Source organism: Moorena sp. SIO4G3 (assembly GCF_010692305.1).
Lineage (GTDB): Bacteria > Cyanobacteriota > Cyanobacteriia > Cyanobacteriales > Coleofasciculaceae > Moorena > Moorena producens_A.
The window spans coordinates 58,972-80,100 of record NZ_JAAHIG010000023.1 but is presented as its reverse complement, the minus strand read 5'-3'; the positions used below and the strand labels follow the sequence as shown (position 1 = coordinate 80,100).

Annotated in this window: 14 protein-coding genes and 1 pseudogene; 8 read left to right on the top strand and 7 right to left on the bottom strand. The window is 42.4% G+C overall.

All coding sequences use genetic code 11. From position 1 onward, the window contains the following. Positions 1-240: 240 nt before the first annotated feature. Complete coding sequence (locus tag F6J99_RS06635) at positions 241-2,568, top strand: response regulator (protein WP_293112237.1); 2,328 nt, start codon at positions 241-243, stop codon at positions 2,566-2,568. On the opposite strand, the gene F6J99_RS06630 is transcribed toward F6J99_RS06635, so the two are convergent. Next, a complete protein-coding gene (locus F6J99_RS06630) occupies positions 2,543-2,683 on the bottom strand; it encodes a hypothetical protein (protein WP_293112236.1) in 141 nt (46 codons plus the stop codon). The genes F6J99_RS06635 and F6J99_RS06630 overlap by 26 nt on opposite strands. A gap of 213 nt (positions 2,684-2,896) precedes the next feature. Here F6J99_RS06630 and F6J99_RS06625 point away from each other — a divergent pair, with 213 nt between their 5' ends. The 3 genes from F6J99_RS06625 to F6J99_RS06615 all read left to right on the top strand — a co-directional run bounded on the left by F6J99_RS06625 (position 2,897) and on the right by F6J99_RS06615 (position 6,883). Continuing rightward, positions 2,897-3,034, top strand: a complete 138-nt coding sequence (locus tag F6J99_RS06625) for a hypothetical protein (protein WP_293112235.1) — start codon at positions 2,897-2,899, stop codon at positions 3,032-3,034. Between the two features lie 413 nt (positions 3,035-3,447). Then, entirely contained in the window at positions 3,448-4,308 is an 861-nt protein-coding gene (locus tag F6J99_RS06620; RefSeq protein ID WP_293112234.1) for a substrate-binding domain-containing protein, read from the top strand. Between the two features lie 7 nt (positions 4,309-4,315). Next, the gene (locus F6J99_RS06615) at positions 4,316-6,883 is read left to right on the top strand and encodes a response regulator (protein ID WP_293112233.1); all 2,568 of its coding nucleotides are present in this window, start codon (positions 4,316-4,318) and stop codon (positions 6,881-6,883) included. On the opposite strand, the gene F6J99_RS06610 is transcribed toward F6J99_RS06615, so the two are convergent. Then, positions 6,862-6,990: a hypothetical protein gene (locus F6J99_RS06610; protein WP_293112232.1), complete on the bottom strand. Its 129-nt coding sequence runs from the start codon at positions 6,988-6,990 to the stop codon at positions 6,862-6,864. The genes F6J99_RS06615 and F6J99_RS06610 overlap by 22 nt on opposite strands. A gap of 445 nt (positions 6,991-7,435) precedes the next feature. Between F6J99_RS06610 and F6J99_RS06605 the strand changes: the two genes are divergently transcribed. The 4 genes from F6J99_RS06605 (at position 7,436) to F6J99_RS06590 (ending at position 15,286) form a co-directional block, all read left to right on the top strand. Further along, positions 7,436-10,705 (top strand): PAS domain S-box protein, encoded by a 3,270-nt coding sequence (locus tag F6J99_RS06605; RefSeq protein ID WP_293112231.1) that lies wholly within the window; start codon positions 7,436-7,438, stop codon positions 10,703-10,705. A gap of 311 nt (positions 10,706-11,016) precedes the next feature. After that, positions 11,017-12,507 carry a response regulator gene (locus F6J99_RS06600; RefSeq protein WP_293112230.1) on the top strand — a complete coding sequence of 497 codons (1,491 nt, stop codon included), beginning with the start codon at positions 11,017-11,019 and terminating at the stop codon, positions 12,505-12,507. A gap of 548 nt (positions 12,508-13,055) precedes the next feature. After that, entirely contained in the window at positions 13,056-13,451 is a 396-nt protein-coding gene (locus tag F6J99_RS06595) for a response regulator (protein WP_293031622.1), read from the top strand. Next, positions 13,448-15,286, top strand: coding sequence for an ATP-binding protein (locus F6J99_RS06590; RefSeq protein ID WP_293112229.1), 1,839 nt, complete (start codon positions 13,448-13,450; stop codon positions 15,284-15,286). Before F6J99_RS06595 ends, F6J99_RS06590 begins: the two co-directional genes overlap by 4 nt. A gap of 141 nt (positions 15,287-15,427) precedes the next feature. Here the strand turns inward: F6J99_RS06590 and F6J99_RS06585 are convergent. The 5 genes and pseudogenes from F6J99_RS06585 to F6J99_RS06565 form a co-directional block, all read right to left on the bottom strand. Further along, positions 15,428-15,577: pseudogene (locus F6J99_RS06585) on the bottom strand (zf-TFIIB domain-containing protein); the annotation flags it as partial. A 51-nt stretch (positions 15,578-15,628) separates the two neighbouring features. Next, complete coding sequence (locus F6J99_RS06580) at positions 15,629-17,179, bottom strand: L-lactate permease (protein ID WP_293112228.1); 1,551 nt, start codon at positions 17,177-17,179, stop codon at positions 15,629-15,631. A 27-nt stretch (positions 17,180-17,206) separates the two neighbouring features. Beyond that, positions 17,207-17,941: a serine O-acetyltransferase gene (gene cysE / locus F6J99_RS06575; protein WP_070396426.1), complete on the bottom strand. Its 735-nt coding sequence runs from the start codon at positions 17,939-17,941 to the stop codon at positions 17,207-17,209. A gap of 317 nt (positions 17,942-18,258) precedes the next feature. Next, positions 18,259-18,975 (bottom strand): iron-containing redox enzyme family protein, encoded by a 717-nt coding sequence (locus tag F6J99_RS06570; protein ID WP_293112227.1) that lies wholly within the window; start codon positions 18,973-18,975, stop codon positions 18,259-18,261. A gap of 263 nt (positions 18,976-19,238) precedes the next feature. Next, the gene (locus F6J99_RS06565) at positions 19,239-21,038 is read right to left on the bottom strand and encodes a hypothetical protein (RefSeq protein WP_293112226.1); all 1,800 of its coding nucleotides are present in this window, start codon (positions 21,036-21,038) and stop codon (positions 19,239-19,241) included. Positions 21,039-21,129 lie beyond the last annotated feature (91 nt).

Sequence of the window (21,129 nt, the reverse complement as noted above, 5' to 3'; positions counted from 1 at the left end):
AACCTGGTGACTAACACTATAAATACCAAACTAAAGAAGCAAGGGTAATTGATAGGAGACTGAAACTGTTACTTGGGTGGGACTGGCTGGGAATTCTATAATATAACTATTGTATTTACCACCTTATTTACAACTGTATCTACAAACCCTGTATGTACAACCCCACACTGCTAAAATAAGTCGCAATAGTTTTAAAAGTACTAAAAAATAATGGCTGCATCTCCCTTGAGGAGGATATATATGACTAAATTAAAAACAGACTCAACCACCACATCTTCATTGTCAAATATGGTTTCAACCAACTCATCCCATCCCTTAACAGGTTCCCTTGCCTGGTTCAGAAAGCAGCTAAATCGCCTTAGTATCAGTCAAAAGATTGCCTATGGGTATGGTATTGCCCTTGGGATTGCTGTCCTGGGAACAACAGTTGGACTCCTGATTGGCAATAACTACCAAAACTATGCTCAGAACTTAAGAGAAGATACCTTAGAAGAAAGTGAGCTTCTCATGGACCTGCAACGTTACCTGCTGGAAATACAAATACACCATCAATACTTTGCTGTTTTGTTCCAGCAACCAGAGATTTTTCATGAAGAGTATTCTCGTTTTAAAAAGCATTCCCGATTAGCCCAGCAAAACTGGTTGGCATTAAAAGAGTCTTACAAAAATTCAGAGGTATATGAGCTACCAGAGGAAGTTGAACTTTTAAATAACCTTATCAAAAATTATGACAGCCTAATACAAGTATACACCCAACGGATAGAGGCACTATTGCGGCAAATTGATCCGTCGAATTTGACCCCAGAACACATCGAGAAAGCCCAAAAAAAGTTTTTAGATTTAAGCAAGAGTCCTTTAGGGCTAAACCTCAGGAGTTTCGTCTATGATCTTGAGGAAATAATAGAGGAAGTTGAGGAGGAAAGACCACATGCCAAAGCTGTGCTAGAGGCTTCTGAAAGGCTTCGGACTCGAATCATTTTGATTAGCATGATTGCATCAATTTCAACCGCAGCCCTATTAGCCTTCTATACCAGTAAAACACTGTTAGCAGCTCAAGATGTAGAAATTCAACGTCAACAGCTCCTGAGGGAAGAATTACAAGGGGCTAAAGAAAGCGCTGAAATTGCCAACCGTGCTAAAAGTGAGTTCCTGGCCAATATGAGTCATGAACTGCGCACTCCCCTCAATGGCATCCTCGGTTATACCCAAATCCTCCAACGCTCTAAAATCATCAGTCCTGAGGAACTCAAAGGCATCCGTGTCATCCACCAATGTGGCAACCACCTACTGACCTTGATTAACGATATTTTAGACATTTCTAAAATCGAGGCCAAGAAAATGGAACTGTACCCAAAGAATTTTCATTTTCCCTCCTTTCTAGAAAACCTAGTTGATATCTGCCGTATCCGGGCTGATCAGAAGGAAATTTCCTTTAGTTATCAACCCCAGAATCAACTCCCCAATCACATCCATGGTGATGAAAAACGGCTGCGACAAATACTAATTAATTTACTCGGTAATGGGATTAAGTTTACTGACACTGGAGTAGTCACTTTCAAGGTCAATGTTTTGGAATCAAATCCCTTAACAACGGGGGAAGACAAAAAGCTAAACAACCATGGAGTGATCAGAACAATTCGGTTTGAAATTGAAGACACCGGTATTGGTATGAGTCCGGAACACATCGAACGCATAGTGTTGCCTTTCGAGCAGGTGGGGAATGCCTTAAGTCGAGCCGAAGGGACTGGATTGGGATTAGCGATTACTCAGAAACTGCTTGAGATGATGGAGTCTACGTTGGAAGTGCAAAGCCAGCTGGGTGTTGGTAGTGTATTTTGGTTCGATTTGGACTTGCCAGAAGCCACAGGGGTAACTGATGTGATTGTTCCTGATCAGACAATTATTGGTTTCCAAGGCATTGAGCGCAAAATTCTGGTGGTGGATGATAAACAAGAAAATCGCTGGGTACTGGTGAATCTGCTCGCTCCCCTTGGCTTTGAACTCGAAGAAGCAACCAATGGTAAAGAAGGTTTGCAGAAAGCTAAACAGTTCCAACCGGATCTGATTATTACTGACTTGTTGATGCCACAGATGGATGGTTTTGAGATGAGCCGACGGTTGCGAGAATCCTCCCAATTCTCATCAGTGCCACTGATCGCTTGTTCAGCCAGTGTTTTTGATGATCACCAGCATCACAGTATTGACGCGGGAGCGGATGATTTTCTGCCCAAGCCAGTAGACTCAAAAAAGCTATTAGAGAAGTTACGGAAATATCTGAAACTAGAATGGGTTTATGAAGGAGAAGAAGATAAAGATAAAAACCTAAGCACCAAGGCACAATCCCCCCTCAAAACTGAAACGTCGATAGTGCCCCCCTCAAAAGAAGCACTAGAACACCTGTACGATCTGGCTAAAACTGGCTTAATTAGCGAGATTTTCAAACAAGTGGAAATCCTGGAAAAATCTGATGAAAAGTTAATCCCATTTAGCCAAAATCTCCGTCAATTAGCCGAAGACTTTAACCTCAAGAAAATCCGAAAGTTTATTCAGCAATATCGGGATAAATAATTATTATAGCAAAGGGATTAGGGAGTAGGGAGTAGGGAGTAGGGAGTAGGGAACAGGGAACAGGGAACAGGGAGCAGGGAATAGGTAATAAGTAAAAAAAATATCTGTACCTCATAGCTATGATAAACGCTATATAGCAAAGGGAGTCGCGAGTCTGGAGTAGAGGTAATAAAATTGAATGTAGCTTATAAGTATAAGCATATAAGAAACACTCTATATCACAATTAACTATTAATAAATAATCCACAAAACTATTTTTGGTTAGTAAATTTTCACGCTTCACATACCTTTGATAATTTTTACAGAATTTGCTAAATCAAAAATAGTTTTGTACAAAACCAAAAAGCTTCTGTTCCCTGTTCCCTGTTCCCTGTTCCCTGTTCCCTGTTCCCTGTTCCCTGTTCCCTGTTCCCTACCTTTAAAGATAAATTTTCAACTTGGTGCAATATCTGAGTATAACCAATGATATCCCATCGTAAAAGTGATGAAATCAACTAGAGATTAAGCTTAAACTGTTATTTTGCTAAGATTAGCTGGGAACTCTATAATATGGCTATTGTGGAATACCACAACTGTAAATAATTCGCAACAGTATAGCTATAGTAGTGATAAAAGACAATGGTTGCATCTCTCTTTAGGAGGATATTATATGACTAAATTAAAAATGAACTTAACCAATCAATCGTGATTCTCAAAGACGGTTTCAATCAATTCATTCAAACCTTTAACAGGCTCCCTTGTCTCGTTCAAAAAGGGTCGTGTTGCACCTTTATGGCATTGACTCTAGCACTATAACCTAAGTTGCTCAAGGCATGTCTGAGGCTGACCAAAAACCCGTAATTATCAAGGGTAAAATTAATAGTTTATTGGAGATGTCTAATGAAGTTAAATACCTGGTTTACTCTAGCTCTAGGGACGAGTCTAGCCATGTTGGTAAGCTGCACTCCCAACACCAACCAAGCGACCAATGTCCAACAAGCCCAGCAGGAAATCAAGATTACTGGGGCAGGGAGTCCCTATCCAGCCATGAAGGTATTAGCCGCTGCCTATGAAGCCAAGACTGAAAACACAGTCATTACCTTTTTGCCAAAAAGTCAATCCCCTGGTGGAATCGCTGGCGCTAAAGACAAATTAGTTGATCTTGGTACTGTTACCAGGACCTTGAAACCAGAGGAGGATGATGGCTCTTTAGTATATCGGGAAATCGCTAAAGATGGTTTACTAGTAGCAACTCACCCTAGTGTCGTAGGAGTGACCAACTTGCAAACCGAACAACTCAAGGCCATCTACAGCGGCAAGGTGACCAATTGGCAAAAGCTAGGGGGACCAGACGCAACAATTATCGTGCTGGATCGACATGAAGATGAGTCAGCCAAGAAACTATTGCGGAAATATTGCCTTGGGTCAGACCTCAAGAATGCTCCAGAAGCAGTGATTTTGCGCCACGAAGCTGATTTAATTGCAGCAGTTCAGAGTACACCCTACAGCATCGGTGCTTTTTCCCTGGCCTATGCGATCGCTAATCAGCTACCTGTGAACCGCCTCAGCCTCGATGGCGTAGAACCCACCCCTGAAAACATTCAGTCAGGTAAGTATAAAATGGTGCGTCGCCTTGGCATCGTCTACCGCCAAGCTCCCTCAGATAATGCCCAAACCTTTATTGACTTCGCCTTTAGCAAAGAAGGAGGCAACCATCTGCTCGGATCAGGGTTTATACCATCTAGCCAGGAACAGGAGTAGTAGTGACATGTTCCGACAGATGTACTCGAAACTTTCCCTCAGAGCAAAAATACTATTGCCGATGCTCTTTGTGTTCCTGGGAATGTGGATAGTAGGAACCTTTAGTTTGGGCTATTTTTTCACTAAGCGTCTGGAACAGCAAGTGCAAGAGGAGATCGAGGACTTCTCATCCATACAATTGCATGCCTTTGAACAGGAAAAAGAAACTCTATTTTTGAAAGCAAGGTGGATAGCTGACAGACAGGATGTTTCCACATTGGTTGCGACAGGGAACCGGAAAAAGCTGTTTCAGTATTTACTGCCGATACAGTTATCTTATCAGCTCGATCTGCTTAAACTCGTAGACAAGAACGGGTCTGTATTGCTGGAACTGCGGCAGGCAGACCTTAACCAAGTTGAGCTAATTGACGAGACACTCAACCAAGCGGCAAGCATTGGGATGGATTTGTTCGATTTCCTCCCAGCTCAAGACAATGCTGCATCGCTTCTAGTCGGTCTAACCTCGGTGAAGTCTGACCAGGAAATCTTAGGGGGAATAATCGTTGGGATTACCATTAGCGATGAATGGCTTGAACAATTACGCCCCCATAGGCACCATCACCTGGTTACCTTCTACGATTCTGAGGTTACTGCCTCTACCTTAACCGATGCTAAAAACACTCCTTGGCAGCCACCGCCAATCCAATCCCTACCAGTGCAGGTCACTATTGCCGAGAAAAACTACATTGCCAAAACTGTAGAGATCACTGGGATCAATGGCAAGGGGGGCAAACTGGTTTTACTCTACTCCGCCGCACCTCTTGAGCAGGTGCAGGGACAGTTGTGGTTAAGTATCAGTGCTTTGTGCTTGCTGGGGTCAGCAATTACCACCTTAGTTGCCAACAGGGTCACGTTGTTGATTATCCGTAACATTAAACAAGTAACAGAGGTAGCCCAGCGCGTCACTAAAGATGATGATTTTACTCTACAAGCCCCGATCATATCCCAAGATGAAATAGGAGTCTTAGCCACTTCACTGAATCATCTGATTAAACAAGTGAAGCATCTTTTAGCATCCAAAGAAGCAGAAGTCCAACGTCAACAGCTCTTGAGCCAAGAATTACAAGCAGCTAAAGAAAGCGCTGAAATTGCCAACCGTGCTAAAAGTGAGTTCCTGGCCAATATGAGTCATGAACTGCGCACTCCCCTCAATGGCATCCTCGGCTATACCCAAATCCTCCAACGCTCTAAAATCATGAGCCCTGAGGAACTCAAGGGCATCCGTGTTATCCACCAATGTGGCAACCACCTACTCACCCTGATTAACGATATTTTAGATATTTCTAAAATCGAGGCCAAGAAAATGGAACTTTACCCAAGGAATTTTCATTTTCCCTCCTTTCTAGAAAATCTAGTTGATATCTGTCGCATCCGCGCTGATCAGAAAGACATTTTCTTTAGTTACCAACCCTTTGCTCAACTCCCCAATCACATCCATGGGGATGAAAAACGCCTGCGACAAATACTAATTAACTTACTGGGTAATGCCATTAAGTTTACTGACACGGGACTTGTGACCTTGAAGGTAAATGTCCTCGAGTCAAAGCCCTTAACAACAAAGGAAGACAAAAAACAAAACAACCATGGAGTGATCAGAACAATTCGGTTTGAAATTGAAGACACCGGTATTGGTATGAGTCCGGAACACATCGAACGCATAGTGTTGCCCTTCGAGCAGGTGGGGAATGCCTTAACTCGAGCCGAAGGGACCGGATTAGGATTAGCCATTACTCAGAAACTGCTGGAGATGATGGGGTCTACTTTGGAAGTGCAAAGCCAGCTGGGTGTGGGCAGTGTATTTTGGTTCGATTTGGAGTTGCCAGAAGCCACAGGGGTAACTGATGCGATCGCTCCTGAGAAGACAATCATTGGTTTGTCAGGCAAAGGGCGCAAAATTCTGGTGGTGGATGATAAACCAGAAAATTGCTGGGTACTAGTGAATCTGTTAGCTCCCCTTGGCTTTGAACTAAAAGAAGCGAGCAATGGTAAAGAGGGTTTAGAGAAAGCCACAGACTTCCAACCGGATCTGATTATTACTGACTTGTTGATGCCACAGATGGATGGTTTTGAGATGATTCAACGGTTGCGAGAATCCTCCCAATTCTCATCAGTGGCAGTTATCGCTTGTTCAGCCAGTGTGTTTGATGATCACCAGAACCAAAGTAGTGAGGCTGGAGCAGATGATTTTTTGCCGAAGCCAGTAGAGTCAAAAAAGCTATTAGAGAAGTTACGGGTACACCTGAAACTAGAATGGGTTTATGAAGAAGAAGAAGAAGATAAAGATAAAAACGTCACGACCAAAGCACCATCCCCCCTCAAAACTAAAAAGTCGATGGTGCCGCCCTCAAAAGAAGCACTAGAGCACCTGTACGATTTGGCGAAGACTGGCTTAATTAGCGACATTTTAAAACAAGTGGAAATCCTGGAAAAAACGGATGATAAGTTAATCCCATTCAGTCAACATCTCCGTCAATTAGCAGAAGAGTTTAAACTCAAGAAAATTCGACAGTTTATTCAGCAATATCGGGAGCAATAATTATTATAGCAAAGGGAGTAGGGAGTAGGGAGTAGGGAGTAGGGAGTAGGGAGTAGGGAGTAGGGAGTAGGGAGTAGGGAGTAGGGAAAAAATCCTGTGTAACTCATTAGGCTATAAACAGCTATAAAATAAATAAATTAATTTTTAACTTTTTAAATTAAAAAAATCATCAAGCCAGGCATAAAACTCTATATTTTGTATAGCAATTTGTGTAGGATTATTGAGAATTTTTGTTCCCTTATAGTCCCTGCTTTATGTTACCTTTGCTATAGGATTGATTCATAACTAATCCTACAGGTATATAGTTGCTGCCTAATTAATCTTATCTTAACCAAAAAAATAATACAGTGTTTTTGTAAGTTTTTTTGGTAATTAAAGGGAACAATTAAAGGGGAACAGTGAACAGAATACTTTGGAAAAAGTAGAAAAAAAATTAATTAGTTAATCTGAGCAATGAAAACTATCAAAAAAATTAGCCCTATAGCCGAATTAAACTACTTTTTAGCTATTTTTATACCTTTAACGATAGGGATAGGAAGTTTTCTAGTGCTCATGCATCGCACCGAGGTTAAGGTTGACACAACCGAAGTCAACCTTAATGAAATCCGTAATGTTGAGATGGCAGCTCAACGAGCAGCTAGTGATTTCCATGTCATTGAATCAGACTTGAGATTCCTAGCCAATCAAAATGAGTTACGGGCAATGTTAGATAGCACCAGTGATGCTACCGAAGAAACTGAAAGGTGGCGCATGGCCCTTACTCAAGAATATCTGATCCTGGTTCGAGAGAAAGGGCTTTATGACCAAATTCGCTTTCTGGATACAACTGGTAAAGAAATTGTTAGAGTCAACTTTAACCAGGGTCAGCCGGTTATTGTGCCTGAGGAACAACTGCAAGTTAAGGCCAATCGTTACTGGTTTAAAAAAACCTTAGCTTTGCCAAAGGGAGAAATGTTTGTCTCTCCCCTAGACCTGAATGTCGAAAATGGAAAAATTGAACACCCCCTGAAGCCAGTGATTCGCGTTGGTAGCCCTGTTTTTGACAGTTCTGGTCAGAAACGGGGCATCGTCATGATTAACTATTTTCCTAAACATTTCATCAATAGTTTGGAACCCGAAAATAATACGTCATTAGGGGAAATGATGCTGTTGAATGGTGAGGGATTTTGGCTGAAGGGAACCAAGCCAGAGGATGAATGGGGATTCATGTATCCTAAGCGCAAAGACCGTACCTTTGCCAAGGGGTTTCCAAAAGAATGGCAACGGATTTCTAAGGCTGATCAGGGGCAATTTGAAACTACTAACGGTAAGTTTACCTTTACCACTGTTCATCCTTTCTACGAGATGCAAACAGGTAAAACTCCTGTACAAAAGCGTTTTTATGATCCCACTAAGATGGATGCTAACTCCGATACCTGGAAAATTGTCACCTACATTTCCCCTAAGGTGATAAATGAACGCTCTCGTGATTCCTGGAAGCCCCTAGGGCTGCTTTATGGTAGTTTAGTGGTGCTAATTGGTATTGGTTCTGGTTTACTAGCACGGGCTAAGGTAGAGCATCAGCACGCAGAAGAGGAACTGGGACTGAGTCAGGAACGCTTGCAGCTAGCTTTAGAAGGATCCGGTGATGGACTCTGGGACTGGAACATCATGACTGGAGAGGTTTATTACAGTCCCCGGTGGTTAGAAATGCTGGGCTATGATGTGGATGAACTACCAGGATACCTCAGCAGTTGGGAAAAGCTGATACATCCAGAGGATAAAGCCTTAGTAAAGTCGTTGCTGAATGCTTGTCTAAAGAACAGTTCGGTTCTCTTTGCCTGTGACCATAGAGTACGAACCAAATCTGGTCAATGGAAATGGATTGCCATTTACGGTAAAGTCGTGGCTCATGATCACAAGGGCAACCCGAAACGAATGGCAGGAACCCATAAAGATATTAGCGATCGCAAACAGGCCGAGGAGGAGCTGCGGCTGAGCAGAGAACGCTTTCGCACGCTCTATGAAAATACACCAGTTATGCTGCATTCGATTGATAGCAATGGCAGATTGCTCAGTGTCAGTAACTACTGGCAAAAGAAGTTAGGCTACGATCGTAATGAAGTTATTGGAAGACAATCAACTGATTTTTTAACAGAATCACGCCAGTACACCCAAGGGATGTTTCTGCCTAAATGTTTTGAGACAGAAATGTGCTTGGATGTTCCCTATCAGGTGATTTGCAAGAATGGAGAAATCATTGACGTGCTTCTTTCCGCTATTGCTGAACAAGATGAGTTAGGTCAGGTGGTTCGGTCTCTAGCGGTTATGGTTGATGTCACTGCTCGCAACCAAGCGGAAGCCGCACTCCAACATGCTAAAGAGGCTGCGGAAGTTGCCAATCGTGCCAAAAGCGAATTCCTGGCTAACATGAGCCACGAACTAAGAACTCCCCTTAATGGTATCCTCGGCTACACCCAAATCCTCAAAAAGTCCAAAACCATGACCCCTGAGGAACTCAAAGGCGTCCACATCATTCATCAGTGTGGTTCACACCTGTTAACCCTGATTAACGACATTCTAGATCTATCCAAAATTGAAGCCAGGAAAATGGAACTCGTTCCTAGAAATTTTCATTTTTCCTCCTTTCTGGAAAACCTGGTTGACATCTGCAGTATCCGCGCTAATCAGAAGGACATTGTATTTACTTACCAACCCCTTTCTCAACTTCCCAATGGCATCTATGGGGATGAGAAACGCCTACGACAAGTACTGATGAATCTCCTAAGTAATGCCATCAAGTTTACTGACTCTGGGGAAGTAACCTTGAAAGTGAGTGTCCTTGAATCTACCCAAAAGGATATCTCCCCATCACCCTCCTTCACAAGGGAGCTTAACAAAGAAAAAAGGACAAAAATCCGGTTTCAAGTAGAAGATACTGGGATTGGTATAACCCCAGAGCAATTACAAAAGATTTTTTTACCCTTTGAGCAAGTAGGAAATCCCTTTCGCAAAGCAGAAGGGACAGGATTGGGATTAGCGATTACTCAGAAACTCCTGTGTATGATGAACTCTACCTTAGAAGTCAGGAGCCAGCCGGAAATTGGCAGTGTGTTTTGGTTTAATTTGGAGTTGCCAGAAGCCACAGAAAGCTTACATGCCCCCATGGCTTCTCAAACAGGGATCATTGGCTTCAAAGGCCAGGGGCGGAAAATCCTGGTGGTGGATGATAAATGGGAAAATCGCATGGTTTTGGTTAATCTGCTTGCCCCCCTTGGGTTTGAACTGGTGGAGGCAACCAACGCTCAAGAGGGTTTGGAGAAAGCTCAGTGTCAGCCTGAGGTAATTATTACCGACTTGCTCATGCCAGGGATGAATGGTTGGGAATTGATCCGACAGGTGCGAGAATCTCCCCAATTACAGTCAGTAGTGGTGATTGCTTGCTCAGCCAGCGTATTTGATACTCACCAACACAAGAGTATTGAGTCTGGGGCGGACGAGTTTCTGCCCAAGCCAGTAGATTCAGAAAGACTATTCGAGATATTACGGATGCATCTGAGACTGGAATGGGTGTATGAAGGAAAAGAAGAACGAGAAAAGATGATGGCTGAAAACATCTCATGTCAAACTACAGAGATTATCCCTCCCCCAGCTGAAAAACTTGCTCAGCTCTATGATTTGGCCAGAACAGGCTTAATCAGCGAAATTCTAGAACAAGTGGATACTCTGGATAAATCCGATGATAAATTTGCGATTTTTGTCCAACATATCCAGCAATTCGCTCAAGGCTTTCAGGTTAAAAAAATCCAAGATTTCATCAAACAATACCTGGAACGTAATTAGTTAAGAGGTAAGCCTATGGGCTACGCCCACACTACTTGAGGTGCCGTCAGTTAACGCCCTAAGCCCATGCTACCCTTGCCAGGGATCATCCAATAGCCTACTTTTCGGCTAAGCAAACAGTCATGGATAATGAGAGCCAAGTTTTAGGGGTTAATGGGATTAACATTAATAAAATCCTAGTTTTACGGTTTAACTATTAGGAAGTAATGCTGATAGATTTATGGTTAGGGTTATTAGGAGTTATCAGGATGGTTTAGCAACGATTTATTAATTGGTTACTTGCTTCGACCACTCTATAAAAAGGTGTAACAATGATCAATGGCCAGGATCAACAACTAATATTAATTGTAGATGATATCGCCACCAATTTAGAAGTACTATCCACAACATTGATCAGTGCTGGTTTCAAAGTTGCAGTCGCCACTGATGGCGAAAGCGCCATTGAACAGGTTGACTATAAACCGCCAGATCTGATTGTGTTAGATGTGATGATGCCAGGAATTGATGGATTTGAAACGTGCCATCGGCTGAAGGAAAATCCGTTAACCCGTGAAATTCCTGTGATTTTTATGACAGCCCTGAGCGAGACCGTGAACAAGGTCAAGGGTTTTTCTCTCGGAGCAGTGGACTATCTGACCAAACCGATTCAGTCAGAGGAAGTATTAGCCAGAGTTAGAACCCATTTGCAACTGCAAAGTCAGGCAAAGGCCCTCAAGGAGCAAAATGCCCTTCTTAAAGAGGAAATTGAACAGCGAAGGTCAGCAGAAGCGAGGTGGCAAAACACCCTAGAACAGCTCGAAGCTGCCCAAAGCCAGATAATCGCCCAAGAAAAACTCGCTGCTCTTGGACAACTGGTTGCAGGAATCGCTCACGAAATCAATACTCCCCTCGGAGCAATTCGCTCCTGTGTGGGCAATCTGTCTAACTTCTTCAACGACCACCTCCACCAATTACCCTCATTTTTTCAAGGACTCTCGCCAGAACGTCAGTCCGATGTGTTGGCCTTACTCCAATACTCCAGCCGACAGAGTACCCCTCTATCTACCCGAGAGCAACGTCAACTCAAACGAAGGTTGAAAAGCCAACTGGAATCCTACGCTATTGATAAAGCAGTCAAGCTAGCCAATTTATTGGCGGGAATTGGTGTTTATGAGGACTTTGAAGAGTTTTTGCCTCTCCTGAAAGACCCAGACAACGAAATGATTTTAACCACTGCCTATCAGTTAGCTAACCTCTATACGAGTACTCGCAACATTACCACTGCCGTGGAACGAGCCACAAAAGTGGTGTTTGCCTTGAAAACTTATGCTCGTTATGACTCTAGTGGGGAAAAGATAGATGCACAGATTACTGATGGCATTGACACGGTCTTGACTCTTTATCATAACCAACTCAAACATGGCGTAGACGTCTACAGAAACTATGACGATTCTTTGCCAGTTATCCGGTGCTATCCTGATGAACTCAATCAAGTCTGGACGAATCTGATTCACAATGCTCTCCAAGCTATGGAGAACAAGGGGACTTTAAGCATTAATGTGAGGCAGCAAGATGACCAAATCAAGGTCAGCATTACTGACACTGGCAAAGGGATTCCTCCTGAAATTCAGCCCAAAATCTTTCAGCCGTTCTTTACCACGAAAGCCGCTGGAGAAGGCAGTGGTTTGGGATTAGATATTGTTAGGAAAATTGTAGAGAAACATCACGGACACATGGAGGTGGAGTCCGTACCTGGTGAAACTACCTTTACAGTTTCCCTACCGATTCAGCAGCCACAGCCGATGGCTGAGGAGGTACATTGAGATGATGAACCTTAAACTGTTATTTGGACAGGATTCCTGGGGAACTTTATAAGTGTAGCTAGTTATAAGTGTAGCTAGTTATAAGTTTAGCTAGTTCATAAACAATGGTCCAAGGAAAAAAAACCCGGTCTAGGCAAGAGCGGGGAGTGTCAAAACTGTGACTAGTTGCAGTCCATGTCATTAAATCATCCATAGTAACCAATAATGATTACACTCCCAGGCTATCGGCTCACTGAGGAAATTTACTAAGCGCCTTAGAACCCTGGTTTATCGAGGGGTGTGTGAGGCTTACCAAAAACTTGTCATCTTCGATCAAGACCGTAAGATTACTTATGCGATTAGCCCGAAGGGCGTTGGCTAGCGAACGCGACCTTGCCTACTCAACCCATCTCGACCGTTTCTCTGACTATTGATAGCCATTTTTCAAAGTAGGACTACAGATGCAGATGGGGAAATCGGGAGATCGCCAGATCGGGAGATGGCCAGATGAAATTGATCTGTAGCCGTAATCGGCCAGAATTGGTATGAATTCAATGAGGGAACTAGTCATGTCTGACGCCGTAATTTTATGTGTTGATGATGAAATATCGATTTTGAAAAGCTTGGAGATGGAACTTCAAGCAGCTTTTGAAGATAAGTATCTCTATGAATTTGCTGAAAGTGCTGATGAAGCTTTGGAAATCATTGATGAACTCTATGAGAATGGAGAACAAATTCTGATTATTGTCTCCGATTGGTTAATGCCAGGAATGAAAGGGGATCAATTTCTGATTAATGTCCATCACAAATATCCCGATATTATTAAAGTGATGCTAACGGGACAAGCTGATGAGGAAGCGGTTGAACGGGCGAAACAATATGCTAACTTATATCGATGTTTACATAAACCCTGGAATACTCGGGAATTAATTTTAACAATTCAGGATGCTTTAGTCGAATTATGAATCGAACTGCCATTATCTGTGTTGATGACGAACAAACCATCCTAGATAGCCTGAAAATAGAGCTAGAAACTAGTTTGGGAGATAACTATCTGATTGAAATGACCCAAGGTGGGGAAGAAGCGTTAGAAGTCTTCGAAGAATTAGTAGAGGATGACTATGAAGTTGCCCTGGTTATTTCTGATTACATCATGCCCAATCTGAAAGGGGATGAATTACTAAAACGCATTCATACTATTTCACCCAAAACCCTCAAAATTATGTTGACTGGGCAAGCGGATTTGGAAGCGGTGGGAAATGTGATTAACTATGCTAAATTATATCGTTATATCCCTAAGCCTTGGCAGGCTGACGACCTCAGAATCACTGTAAAAGAGGCATTGTATAGTTATTCTCAGGATAAGGCGCTAGCTGAAAAAAATGCTCAACTCCAGACAATGAATCAAGCGCTAGAAAAATCCAACCGCGAACAAGCTGATTTAATTTCCCAACTCCATGAAAATGAGAATCGCTTGAGGCAGTTCTTAGAAGCCATGCCTGTGGGAGTATGTGTAACTGATGCCAAGGGTAAGCCTTATTTGATCAATAAAGCTGGACAGCAGATTTCAGACAGAGCCATCATAGAGTCAGCTAAAAAGTCACAGTTACAAGACACTTATCAGATTTATCTCGCTGGAACTGAGCAACTTTACCCGAAAGCACAGAATCCGATTTTGAGGGCGTTGCAGGGGGAGAGTGTGGCAGTTGACGATATGGAAATACGCCAACGGGATAAGATGATTCCTGTAGAAGCTTGGGGTACACCGATCTATGATCAAGAGCGAAATGTGGCTTATGCGATCGCAGCCTTTCAAGACATCACCGAACGTAAACGAGCCGAAGCCGAGCGGGAGCGATTACTCGCGGAACTCTCTCAACTGAATCAGGATTTGCAGCAAGCCAATGGGCAACTAGAAGACTATTCCCACAACCTAGAAGAGAAAGTAGAACAAAGAACCGTCGAATTAAAAGCTGCTCAACAGCAGATTGTTGTCCAAGAAAAACTTGCCTCCCTCGGGGCGTTAACCGCAGGTATTGCCCATGAGCTCAGAAATCCTCTCAACTTTGTTAACAACTATGCTGAAGGTTCCGTTGAGCTGGTGGAGGAAGCGATTGAAGAACTTGACAACCAATCTGAACATCTCGATCCAGACGCTCTAGACTATCTCAAAGAGATTTTAAGCGACATCAAAGAAAATTCCCTAGCTATCAATAAGCACGGTAACAGAGCCGATAGCATTATTAGCAGTATGATGCTGCACGCACGAACCGAGAGCTCTCAACATCAACTGACTGACCTTAATGAACTTTTAGCCGAAGCAGTACAGTTGGTGTATCACAGCAAGCGAGCCTCTGACAATCGCTTCAATATTATCATTGACACAGATTACGATAACTCTATTGAACCATTAGAGCTAGTATCAAATGATCTTAGCCGCGCCTTCATTAACCTACTTGACAACAGTTGCTATGCGGTTCAAGCCAAACAGCAATCTTATCAGTCAGATCCAGATCAGGTGGAGAAAGCCTTTACCGCGACATTGCGGGTCAAAACCCAAAATCTGGAGCAGATGGTAGAAATCCGCATCCGTGACAATGGTATAGGGATACCACCGGAGATTAAAGATAAAATTTTCCATCCTTTCTTTACCACTAAACCCACTGGAGAAGGCACAGGATTAGGATTATCAATGACCCATGATATCATCGTCGGTCAGCATGGAGGAACCTTGAAGCTGGAAACTGAAGTGGGAGCGTATAGTGAATTTATCATCACTTTACCGAAACCAGCCCAATAGAGTTGATCATTTCGGACTTGAGCATCTCGAACCTGCTTGATCAGGGAAATTAGCATCGTGGTCAAGCTACTACCTTTTCCCATAGGTTTTCCCAGTGGCAGCCAATTAATTTAAATTTTAAATTGCTAATTAGGCTATTAATTAGCTAAAAATATCCTTAAAAAAGTCTGCTATTCCCTCTTCCTTATAATCCTTAAATTCACCAGCATCAAACCATATACCATAGCATACCGGGCATTTTTCATACCGAATATGAGTCTGTTTTATATCAACCATTTTGGTCAGTTTTGTCTGGCATTTCGGGTATTTATTTTATACTTACTCTATCTAAAAATAGAGATTTTATGGTACAGCCAAAACCAGAAGTGACATAATAACTGCCACTGCTCCTAGAACAACTAGTCCCATCTGCCGGAGCAAAAAGACTTCAGCTCCAGACCACCCAACAGCAGTGGCAGCAATAATAGCGCGAGCAGGTGAAATCATCGTGGCGTGGGCGCTAGCTCCATTCTGAGCTCCCATCAGCCACTCTAGTGGTAAGCCAGACTGAATGCTTACCTCTTGTTGTAATTGGGAAAGCAGGGCATTACTCGCAGTACTTGAACCAGTAATCCAGCCTCCTAGAGCAGCTAACCAAGGTGCAACCCATATATACTTGTCACCAAGTGTTGCTGCGGCCATGCCTAGACTAGCTATCATGCCACTGGCTTGCATAACTTGAGAGGCTGCTAGAAAACAGGCGAGTGCGATGGCTCCAGGGATAAATTGTTGCCAAGCTTGTATTGTTATCACTTGCAGTTTGTGTACGACTGTTCCCAAAATTGTGACTGTAGCCAAAGCTGTCAAAAGTAAATAAAAGCCTGGGTTGTAAAGCAGCGGTAGATTTAGATTTATGGCAGCTATTGATATCACAAAATGGCTCTTCAGCCAAATTTTTAGAGGAACAACTAAGCGAGAGATCAGCAGAATTGCTGTCAGAATTCCGTAGGGAGCTATTACCTGCCAGAGGGATACTTTAGTAATACCATACTTAGCCGAATCATGAGCCGTTTTTTCGGAACTATTACGGGCAGTGTTGACTAGATTTACTGGTCTTTTTCGTTTTGCCTTATGAAATAGTTTATGAAATAGTTTTCGGTTTGCCCACACCACTAAGAATGACATTACCAGTGTGCTGCCAAGTACACCGGCAAGTTCAACCCCAGGAATCCAACTGAACCCCCAAACTCCTATGGTAAGAAGCACTCCGGCAGCGATCGCTTCTGGCCATCGGCGTTGCACGGATTTCTTTCCGCCACTCACTGCTAGTGCCACCAGTCCGTAAACTACGGGCAGAGGAGCAGTCAAAACAGCAGTAGTCGAACCTAGAATACTAGGATCTAGATTAGTTATTTCTGCTCCAAGAACTGTACCTATGGCTAATCCTCCCCAAGGTACAGCCATTTGACCCAAAATACCCAGTATAGCTGACTGAGCAGAACTATAACCTAATGCGAGAAACAGTGGAATTACTAAAATGGTACCAACTCCAAATCCACTAACTGACTCGGCAAAAGGAGCGAACCCAATCACTAGCAGCAACACCTGTAAGTCTCGCTCAGGAACTAAGCGAGCAATACCCCGTCCTAAAAGGCTCATACCATCTACAGACTTGAGCAGATAGTAAAGTAGCAAACTGGGAAATAGCACATAGAAAACTGATAGTGATGTCGCAAGTCCCTTGACCAAAGCAAGTAGTAATTGCCCAGGAAACAAACGAAAAACAGGAAATAGTAGTGTTGATCCCATAGCAGCTATCAAAGTAGCAAGTCCTGCCTGTTGGCTTGGTCGCTGCAATACCACTAGCATTACTATGGCTACCCACAGGGGCATAGTAGCAATAATGATTTCCAAGACATTTGTCTCCTGTATTAACAATAGTTAATCTACTTTTGCTAGCTGGCGGCTATCTAAATTAGTATTGTGAGATAAGTTGATAGCTGGAGCTTGACACAACAGCTTTTCGGTGAACTGCATTTCTCTACACTGCTGCAATTGGTTTAGTTTGATTTCCAACTCATCTATCCTTTGGATAAGTTTATCAACCACATTAGCTACTGGATCCGGGATGTTACTGTGAGCAAGTGGACTAATCGGTTTGGCGAATTGCCTAACTATTCGTCCCGGAATCCCAACGACAGTGCAGTCACTAGGAACAGAGCGTAAAACTACTGAGCCTGCTCCAATACGGCTATTGTTACCAATTTCAATGTCCCCAAGAATTTTTGCTCCTGCTCCGACGATTACATTTTTTCCCACAGTAGGATGACGTTTACCTAGTTGTTTACCAGTGCCACCTAAAGTAACACCTTGATAAATTAAGGTTCCATCTCCAACGATGGCGGTTTGCCCAATTACTACACCTGCACCGTGATCAATAAATATGCCCCGACCAAGGGTAGCACCTGGATGAATGTCAATTCCTGTTAGCCAACGGACAATGTAGGATACGAAGCGAGACAGCCAAAATAAACGGTGGCGATATAAGATATGAGCAAAGCGATGAACCGTAACTGCCTGTAGGCCTGGATAGCAAGTTAACACCTCAAGCCAAGAGCATGCAGCAGGATCTTTCTCAAACACAGCCTCAAAATCTGCTCGAATAGAATCCCACAAGCCTAAAGTAGATCGATCTGTGGTTTGGCCATGTTTCTTCAAAGCTTCAAGAGAATGGGTCATTTCTGTCTGATTTTTGTTTCATTTTGAGTCAAAATAATATAGCAGTTAGCAGTGAGCTATCAGGCATCGGCTTTTTTGCTTTTCCTTGTGCTATGTGTCGTTGATGCTTTTCAGATGTACCTGATTAAATTGCCAACTGCTATAATAAATATCGGGTTAATTTGTGAGGATTCGATATTTTGAAGCAGTAGAGTGATTTTATTGATGGACTCTACTTACTTCTATGCCACTCAATTATTCACTCAATTATTCACTCAATTTACAGCTGCCATCTGCTTAGTCATGGCTAATTTGTAGTTATTCGTCCAAAATGTATCCCAATTATGTTTGGCTTTCTGATAGCCAGCCGTTAAATCATCTACGGTAGATGGATCCGCATCAACTATCTCATTAATGGCATCTCTGACCTTTTGACGATGGATAATATCAGCTTCGCCAACATGAAAGTTCCAAAAATCCCAATCAATGGTGTGTTTGTTTTCTTTTATGTATGGGTTTTTGACAAGATATTTGTACATAGTAGACAGATAAACTTGGCAAAGACACTCTCCACCCATGCCACATAATCCAATAACATAGGTGGTAGGCTTGGTTAATGTTAGTTGCTTTATTTCATCAAGCAAAATATTATTTTCTTCGCTCAGAGAGTCCTCAAATAACTCTTGATTTAGACCAATACTTAACAGATACTTATCCCAGAGTTGGAGATGATTCTTCTCATGATCTCCTTCACCTAACTCTTCTGCTAGTATTTCAGCCGTTAAGCTTTTAAATTTTCCGTAAGGAGCTTTGGAAATTAGAATTGCCAGATTATCAGGAAACTGTTTGGTAAAATGACGGTACTGGATACATATCTGCTGTAAAGCGTCCAGTGGGGCATGTTGTAAATATTGCAGTTTCTTATCAGCTAGATATTCAGCTTCCAGTCGAGAATGATCTGCCATAGTCCAAAATTGATCACGATTTGTCATTTTTTTCTCCANTTCATTATCTTACTGACTCATTAGTAAATATCTAGATCACTTACTATCAATTAATCTCATCCCTGGCTTCAACTGTGTAACTCCTGTTAACTCTAGCAGTTAAACATAAAAATTATATAATAATCCGTGTAGTAATTGTGATAATTGTTATCCGAATTTTCCTACTCCCTACTCCCTACTCCCTACTCCCTGTTTCCAGATCCGCTGTTCCTTTTGCTATATAGCTTCGTTGACTTAATCATCCTTTAACTTTACGCCTCTTCATCCACTGCCTCTTCAGGAATTTCTTCCGATGGAGCACTCAAAATTTCTCGCAGTAATCGGTTATCTATGGCTAGCTTTGTGTTAGCGATAAAATCTTTAATTTGCTCTTCACTCAATTCATAGTCTTCACGACTCTCATAAACAGCGCGAATCGCAATCAAGGGCTTAACCTCCTCTGTTTTCAACACTACCCATTTTCCGGCTTGAGCCTTAAGGTTCTTCAAATACTCTTGAGCCTTCTTGGCATTTGGACTTATGGGTTTAGACCGGACTAAACAACCACGGTTCAGATCATATTTTTTATAATCCCCAAGATGATATAACCCACTCGTTACCCTGTTTCCAACAGAGGCTTGGATGACCGCTAGTCCGATTTTGACCGTATTACCTTCTTGTTTACCAACTATCTTGACGCCGAGGTATTTATTTTTGGGTTTAACGGGAGCTTCAATTTTTTCGATTGTGACTCCTGCCACTATCTGTCCGATGAGTTGGTTGAGGCCAAACTTAATCGCGTTAGTGAGTTGAGAGTCATCCTCCATGTACTCTTCATTGTCAATATTTTTGATTTCGTTATTATAAGCAGAGCTAACGGGATTTATACCAGGTCTATGGGATGAAATTTGCTGACCATTAGGTAATCCCCAATTAGTTTGACACCATTTCAGAACCCTTCTTGCTGTTGGTCGTTGTTTACCCAATTCTTTCAGTGTTTCTTCCGTAAAGGGATAAACCCGCTGAGGAGGAGTTAGTTTTTTTTCATCATAAAACTTTTCTAACCATCGGGAAACTAGATCAATTATCTGGTCATAATTGAGATAATTCAACTCAACTACTCGCTCGCCTATTCTGTCAACAACTGCATCATTTAACTCTAATGCTCTAATTTGATGTGTCCAAATTTCAGGAAACATAGCCGTCAGCAACACACCCCGTTTAAGGCTATTGTATAAATCAGTTCCTAAGCTGGCAATAACTTGTGCTCTGGTAAACCCTGAATCATCACATCCTGGACCATCTAATTGATCAAAACATACCACCAAAGGATTGTAATCACTAATTAGGTCTAAAATTTGACAAGTTATATCGAAATGATCTTTGTCATCTTCCGAATCATTGGGTAACTCCATTTCATCAGCTTTTTTCTGGGATAAACTTTTCCCAGAAAGCCAGTTAATCGCATAAGGGGCATGCTGCTTTGATAATGTCCATAAAATTCCTCTGATCAGATCCGGATTATCGATGTCTGTCTTGATTTCAACAACTTTATCAGTAAGTTGACCAATTACCTTGGGATTCTTAGCCAAGACATTGGGAAATACGTTGACTAACTGCTGAGATTTGTAAGGTTTTTTCATCGTCTCATTGGCTAAAGCAGTCGCTAACTCTTGCCACTGAGTCACCCCCTGGCTACCAACTTCCTTGAGACTTAATGCCAGGGTCTTCAAAAATTCCGGCTTGATCCGATTAAGGTCATTATAATCAGTCATGTATACAAACCAAGCACCGCCCTCAGCTTGAAGTTGATGGCGAACCCTACTGAGCAAATGACTTTTGCCTAACCCTTTTTCCGCTTTGATGGTAATGCCAATAACCTGACGCTGCCCAGTACGAACTTGTTCAACAGCATCAAAAACGGCGTCGGAGGCATGAGCATTGATAGAACCAACGTCAGGAAATGCTTCTTTCCATACATTTTGCTTTGTGACAACTAGCTCTTTGTTAAAAGGGTTTTCTTTTTTGATGGCATTATGGAGTTCTTCAAGGGGAGAGGAACTATTAGTCATGGTTGTTCAAGGGGAGAGGAACTATTAGTCATGATAAACTGTTAGTCATTTTGGTGTGAGGAAACGCTACAAACAGTCAACAGAGATTTAG

Bases quoted from the DNA above. Each gene is read 5' to 3' on its own strand.
- F6J99_RS06635 (WP_293112237.1), top strand. From the start codon at position 241: ATGACTAAATTAAAAACAGACTCAACCACCACATCTTCATTGTCAAAT.
- F6J99_RS06630 (WP_293112236.1), bottom strand. From the start codon at position 2,683: ATGAGGTACAGATATTTTTTTTACTTATTACCTATTCCCTGCTCCCTG.
- F6J99_RS06620 (WP_293112234.1), top strand. From the start codon at position 3,448: ATGAAGTTAAATACCTGGTTTACTCTAGCTCTAGGGACGAGTCTAGCC.
- F6J99_RS06615 (WP_293112233.1), top strand. From the start codon at position 4,316: ATGTTCCGACAGATGTACTCGAAACTTTCCCTCAGAGCAAAAATACTA.
- F6J99_RS06610 (WP_293112232.1), bottom strand. From the start codon at position 6,990: ATGAGTTACACAGGATTTTTTCCCTACTCCCTACTCCCTACTCCCTAC.
- F6J99_RS06605 (WP_293112231.1), top strand. From the start codon at position 7,436: ATGCATCGCACCGAGGTTAAGGTTGACACAACCGAAGTCAACCTTAAT.
- F6J99_RS06600 (WP_293112230.1), top strand. From the start codon at position 11,017: ATGATCAATGGCCAGGATCAACAACTAATATTAATTGTAGATGATATC.
- F6J99_RS06595 (WP_293031622.1), top strand. From the start codon at position 13,056: ATGTCTGACGCCGTAATTTTATGTGTTGATGATGAAATATCGATTTTG.
- F6J99_RS06590 (WP_293112229.1), top strand. From the start codon at position 13,448: ATGAATCGAACTGCCATTATCTGTGTTGATGACGAACAAACCATCCTA.
- F6J99_RS06570 (WP_293112227.1), bottom strand. From the start codon at position 18,975: ATGACAAATCGTGATCAATTTTGGACTATGGCAGATCATTCTCGACTG.
- F6J99_RS06565 (WP_293112226.1), bottom strand. From the start codon at position 21,038: ATGACTAATAGTTCCTCTCCCCTTGAAGAACTCCATAATGCCATCAAA.